The organism is Klebsiella sp. K47, from assembly GCF_051858335.1.
Classification (GTDB): domain Bacteria; phylum Pseudomonadota; class Gammaproteobacteria; order Enterobacterales; family Enterobacteriaceae; genus Klebsiella; species Klebsiella pneumoniae.
In genome coordinates this window covers 1-5060 of sequence record NZ_JBPYUI010000055.1, presented here as the reverse complement: position 1 = coordinate 5060, position 5060 = coordinate 1, and the positions used below count along the sequence as shown (strand labels likewise).

Genomic DNA, 5060 nt, shown 5'->3' with positions numbered 1-5060 from the left:
TGCGGGGAACGATCGTCATAGCATAACGGGTATCGTCATTTGACATGGATATCCGGCGAAACGACTCCACCACGCCATAAACCGTCCGGACCGGCAGCGCCGGGGTGCCGTCAAACACCGGGGTCATGAAAGTAAATGATGCGGGTTTCAGCAGTAACGTGTCACAGGCAATATCCGCAGAGGAGCAGGTGACCGCCACGTCATACCGCCAGGGCTGGCTGAGGGATTCCACCGCGCTGTAACGCAGAACATCCAGGAAATCGCTGCATTCATGCACAGCAACCCGGTAGCGGGACAGGCTCAGGGCTTCATCCATCGCCTTCTGCGCCAGGCTGCTTAAGCTATCAATCATAGTTCTTCTCCCTTTCAGGATACCACTAATCGTCAATTATGTTGCGGGCACCGGTATCCGGCAGCAAAGACGCCATCGTCAGCATATCGATGCGACGTTCGCCAATGTGAGTAGAAATGCCGTAGTGGCGTTGTAGACGCGTGCTCATCTGTGCCAGATTCATGCCAACAATGGTGCACATGGCATGCATTGTCAGCGGGCGCTGTAAGGGTTAAGACGGCGTAACAAGATGGCGGGATTTTCCATGAGATTCTCTCTTTAGCAGTTCGCAGACACGCTACCGCCCGTCGCTGTTTCCTTTTGATAAGGAGTCCAAAGCGCATCAGGTCAGGCAGGCAGATTGTGTTTTTCTTTGCTCAACGCCCGTGAAACAGACGCTCAGCAAAAAGAGCGGACAGAGAGGACCTGCCCGCCAGGTTCTTACGCCGTAGTGCGTTCGTTCCAGGAATCGGAATGAATGATGTTGCCGTCTTTGTAGGTCCAGGTGATTTTTTCGTAGCGCAGTTCGATCCGCTCAAGATGGTTGTGCTTCTCGAAAGAAGGATCTTTGACGTCGTGCATCACTGGATTCACTTTTACCACTTTCACGTTTTCCAGCTTCGTGTTGAAGTACTCCACTTCCTGACCCGCGTCGTTGATTTTGTACCACTTGAACTCAGCAGATTTCAGGGTCTGGCCGGTGGTCACCGCCTTGTACAGGTACGGGCTGGAAGAGTCGATTTCTTTGGTAAACAGGAACGGCGTGTGAATACGGGTTCCAGTCAGCTTGCCGGTGTTGTTATCGGTCGGGATGTACAGATTATGCTCCTGCGCCACCACCTCAATGCTGCCCTCACGGTCCTTCACGTCCACGGAACCTTTAATGTCCGCGCCACCGTCGTCTTTCAGCCACAGATAAACTGGGATTGCCATGTTTACTTCTCCATTTCTCGAGTTGAAACGTCACCTACATCCTGTGACGCATGTTTTGCGCCTGGCAGACGACAGGCGTCAGCCTGCGGTACCAGACTGATCTCGACACGCCGGTTATGCGCACGGCCATCAGGCGTGTCGTTTGATGCAATCGGTCGACTGTCGCCGTAACCCTGCACGGCAAAGCAACTTTCCGGTACGTCCCCGGTATCACGCATCCAGTTACGGACGGCCTCAGCTCTTTGCAAAGACAAGGTCTGATTTAGCTGAACGCTGCCGGTATTGTCTGTATGACCGCTGACCACGATTAGCCAGCCTGGTCTGGCTTTAATCCCTACCAGTGCATTAACGAGTATTTTGGTTGAGCCGTCTTTGAGTACCGATTTGCCGGAGTCAAACAGTGACATGCTGTCGAGTCGTACAATTTTCGGTACCGGTTTCGGTTCAGGGGCGGGTGGCGGTGTCCAGGTATCGATAGCCTGCTGCAAGGCCAGCCACAGACGTTGTCCCGGGTAATAACCCAGGCTATAACGTAAAGGCTCTCCCTGACGCTGCCAGCGTTCAAGCAGGAGCGCATCCTGTTTCAGTGCAACCAGTGATTCTGCTTTAGGGGGGTAGTGATTCATTGGAATAGCATTCCAGCGCTGTAAATGGGTACTGACATGACGGATAAGATCACGATTATTGAGGGCGGATATGCCCAACGCCGTCAGAACGCACAGCCATATCAGCAGAACCAGAAGACGGGTACGTTTGCCTCCCTGTACTGGCGAGGCAAACGGTGCCAGAAGTGGCAAAACCGCATCCGGGAACAGACTTGTCGATGACTGCCCGGGAGCTCGGGAAAACTGCAAGCAGGTACGGGAATAGAGCCAACCGGCCCAGACAGACCGAGTCTCTGGGCTGACTACTCCGAGCCGCATGATCACGGAAAATGCACGCACCGGCGGCGTTAAGCGGTCAGGTTTATCCAGCTCATCAGCCAACGTATTACGGATAAAGGAAAATGCCTGGCTGACTGCCGGCAGCGCCAGGATATTGGCGTCCGTCTGCTGCCAGTCAATGAATGCCTGCGGTGAATCATTAAGGGGACATACCATCGGCTTGTCACCCCGGACGATTATCCATGGCGTTTCAGGCCCGGATAATTCAGCGTTCAACACAACCGGCAGTGTGATACCCGTCAGGGATTTAATCTGTTTACACTGCTGGCGGAGCGTTTTCAGTGCGGAACGAAGTACGGCTTCATCCTGATGATGGTCTGGCAGGCAACGGTACATTACCGAGAGCTGACCGACCTGGCGCGGAAACTGCGTCTGTATGCTGCGGACAACGTCAGCTAACCGGCTGACGTCGCCGACCCGTAGCCACCATCCCTGGGCTGTTTTACGCAGAGGGCTTCCCTGAAACAACGCATCCAGCATGTCGCCACACACCAGTACAACGGGGCCCTCAGCGTCGAGTAATGGCAGTTCAGCCGCCGGGAGGTAAGCGTCGGGTACGGGCTCCTCATGCCGACAGTTTTTGAACACATACCAGCCTGCCAGAAGGAGGATCAGCAAAGTGGACAGGCCTTTAAATACGTTGCCTGTCGGAATGAAATACCACAGCAACCACAGTAGCGCGGCTACAGCTGCTAAAGTGTGTAGGCCTACCGAAATGATGACTTTTCTGCGCATTAGCCATGCAGCTCCGGTATTTGTGCTGACAACAGCGCCTGAAGCCACAGATGGCCACCCCACCAGATAATCCCGGTCAGAATGACGGCCAGCACTATCCAGAACCAGACCGAGCGCATCAGACTCCAGCGATGTTTCCCTATCCGGTAAACAACCAGCGACAGGCCAGCATCAGGTGGAGAAACTCGCTCAGAAAGGGCTTTCACTACCTCATCCCGCTGTGACTGGCTGACCGCTTTCAGGCTGTATAATCCCTGAAAGCCCAACGCTATCACCCGGTGATAGCAGGTTAAAACGGCCGGGTTCGGTGAGGGCTGACGCAGAACCTCTGCAATCCGATCCCATAGTGCTTCACCTGCCCGAAGTGAGCCAAAAAAACGGGCCTGAAGCGGTGCTTTACGCCAGACCATCTGGCCTTCATCTACTTTCGGCTCCTCTCCTCCTTCGCTTTTTTCGGGCTTACGGCTCATCACCGTTTCGTCCAGCAAGGCACATTGTGCGTAGGAAATATGTTCCACACTGGCATCGTCATAACCGGCACGCTCCAGCGCTTCCCGCACACTTTCAACTTGTTTAACGCATGCGTTGTAAAGCGCAGAGCCATTAAGCGTGATGGCGCCTTTCTTAAGCATGGTGACGGTGAGCCAGGTCTCCGTCATTAGCTGGTCGATATCGATATCCTGTCTCATGAGCGCAATACCGCAAACAGTTCAAGTTCCAAAGCACCAAGTAACTCAGGCACATAGAACATACATACCCCCTGCTCCAGCATTTCATGCGCAGCAGGGCTTTCTATATCAAGTGCGAAGTACTGGTTTTCCATGCGTACAGGCAACGCTGCCGGGACTCTGCTCACCGGTATCAACGGGATCCCCTTGAGCGCAGCACCATAGATTTCGCGGACATCATCAGGTGAACCTGCCTGACAGAGTGCAGGAAATTTCTCGGCAACCTGCCAGGCCGGGATATCCGAGCGTACAGAGAGATAGAGATCGGCCTCTTCACGCAGACGGATATCGTGGAGGTTGGCCTTCCAGGTCTGTCCGTCCGGACGGGTCATTTCCAGAGCAATGACTCGAGATGGCAGACTTGCCTCAAGCAAACCCGTTATCAGGTCAAACAGCGGAGGAAACGCCTTAGCTGGCTCCTCGTGGTCATAACCCGGTATGGCGTCCAGATCATGGTCCAGGGAAAAGGTCAGCATACTGCCTGCCAGACGAGCGAGCTCAGCCCATACTTGTTCAGGTGGACGTGAAGGAAAACGTTCGTATTCTGCTAGCACTGTGGCGTGAGAATTCAGTGCATTCAGCAACCAGAAAAGGGAAACATCGGCGACGGCAAAATCGGCAAGCCTTTCGTTGCTTTCTCGGCGCATCGTCATCAAACGCTGGCGTCGGGAGCGTAACTGGCGGTTAAGCAACATCAGACGTTCGTGAAGAACCGGGCTTGCTCCAAATGACGCTACTGGAGGAATAAAAGATAGATCCTGTCGCCACGCATTTTGTCCATCCCGAATCAGTCTTGCGACCGGACACACTTTCCAGGAATCATTGCTTTCATGGGCAAACCGGATGGTGAAATTAAACCGGGCAACTGCTATAGATTCTTCTTCAGAGCCAAAGGCATCCTGCAATGTTACCCACTCTTCTCTATAGCGAAGCGGCCGTTCTGAACTGACGTCCTCCTGTTCAACGTTGCTTATGCCAGGCTGCATATGCGGCAATGCAATGACTACAGTTACCGCATCACGACCTGTCAGCTGGCTGGCATCTAACTCACGCGGCGCCGGAGGCAAATCGCTCCTTTGCGCATCAATTAATGAACCATCTTCCAGCCAAAGGCGTAACTGCGTAATCTGGATCAGGCCGGACGAAAGAAGACTGTCATTAAACTCAATTTTTTCCACGCCCCAGGGGAATGGGGATGCCAGCGCTGATGCACCGGCACTGCGGAAAGACTCCCATTCAGTCTGCTGCTGGAACTGTTGAGGAGATAGTAAAGCCCCCTCGTTCCATAGTGGACGATAAATTTTCATCCCGTCCTGCCTTATGCTTTTGCTTTGGGCATCTGGCTAACCAGCGACAGATTGACGTCCATCCCCTCGACCTGGAAGTGCG

At 53.8% G+C, this 5060-nt stretch carries 7 protein-coding genes; all 7 read right to left on the bottom strand.

The genetic code is table 11. The features are described from left to right. Positions 1-352, bottom strand: a 352-nt coding sequence (locus tag RRF55_RS26785) for a contractile injection system protein, VgrG/Pvc8 family (RefSeq protein WP_439419188.1), incomplete at its 3' end; no start/stop codon positions are given. A 25-nt stretch (positions 353-377) separates the two neighbouring features. Next, entirely contained in the window at positions 378-542 is a 165-nt protein-coding gene (locus RRF55_RS26780; protein WP_107318634.1) for a hypothetical protein, read from the bottom strand. A gap of 230 nt (positions 543-772) precedes the next feature. Continuing rightward, the gene (hcp, locus tag RRF55_RS26775; protein ID WP_025368035.1) at positions 773-1264 is read right to left on the bottom strand and encodes a type VI secretion system effector Hcp; all 492 of its coding nucleotides are present in this window, start codon (positions 1262-1264) and stop codon (positions 773-775) included. Between the two features lie 2 nt (positions 1265-1266). Next, positions 1267-2943, bottom strand: coding sequence for an OmpA family protein (locus RRF55_RS26770; RefSeq protein WP_032415285.1), 1677 nt, complete (start codon positions 2941-2943; stop codon positions 1267-1269). Next, entirely contained in the window at positions 2943-3632 is a 690-nt protein-coding gene (gene tssL / locus RRF55_RS26765) for a type VI secretion system protein TssL, short form (RefSeq protein ID WP_025368033.1), read from the bottom strand. The genes RRF55_RS26770 and tssL overlap by 1 nt, the downstream gene beginning before the upstream one ends. Then, positions 3629-4978 (bottom strand): type VI secretion system baseplate subunit TssK, encoded by a 1350-nt coding sequence (tssK, locus tag RRF55_RS26760; RefSeq protein ID WP_064153743.1) that lies wholly within the window; start codon positions 4976-4978, stop codon positions 3629-3631. The genes tssL and tssK overlap by 4 nt, the downstream gene beginning before the upstream one ends. Positions 4979-4989: 11 nt before the next feature. Beyond that, the coding region (locus RRF55_RS26755) for a hypothetical protein (protein WP_373559891.1) at positions 4990-5060 on the bottom strand (71 nt) is incomplete at its 5' end.

Excerpts from the sequence above, each read along its gene's own strand:
- tssL (WP_025368033.1), bottom strand. The coding sequence starts at position 3,632 with ATGAGACAGGATATCGATATCGACCAGCTAATGACGGAGACCTGGCTC.
- hcp (WP_025368035.1), bottom strand. The coding sequence starts at position 1,264 with ATGGCAATCCCAGTTTATCTGTGGCTGAAAGACGACGGTGGCGCGGAC.
- RRF55_RS26780 (WP_107318634.1), bottom strand. The coding sequence starts at position 542 with ATGCATGCCATGTGCACCATTGTTGGCATGAATCTGGCACAGATGAGC.
- RRF55_RS26770 (WP_032415285.1), bottom strand. The coding sequence starts at position 2,943 with ATGCGCAGAAAAGTCATCATTTCGGTAGGCCTACACACTTTAGCAGCT.
- tssK (WP_064153743.1), bottom strand. The coding sequence starts at position 4,978 with ATGAAAATTTATCGTCCACTATGGAACGAGGGGGCTTTACTATCTCCT.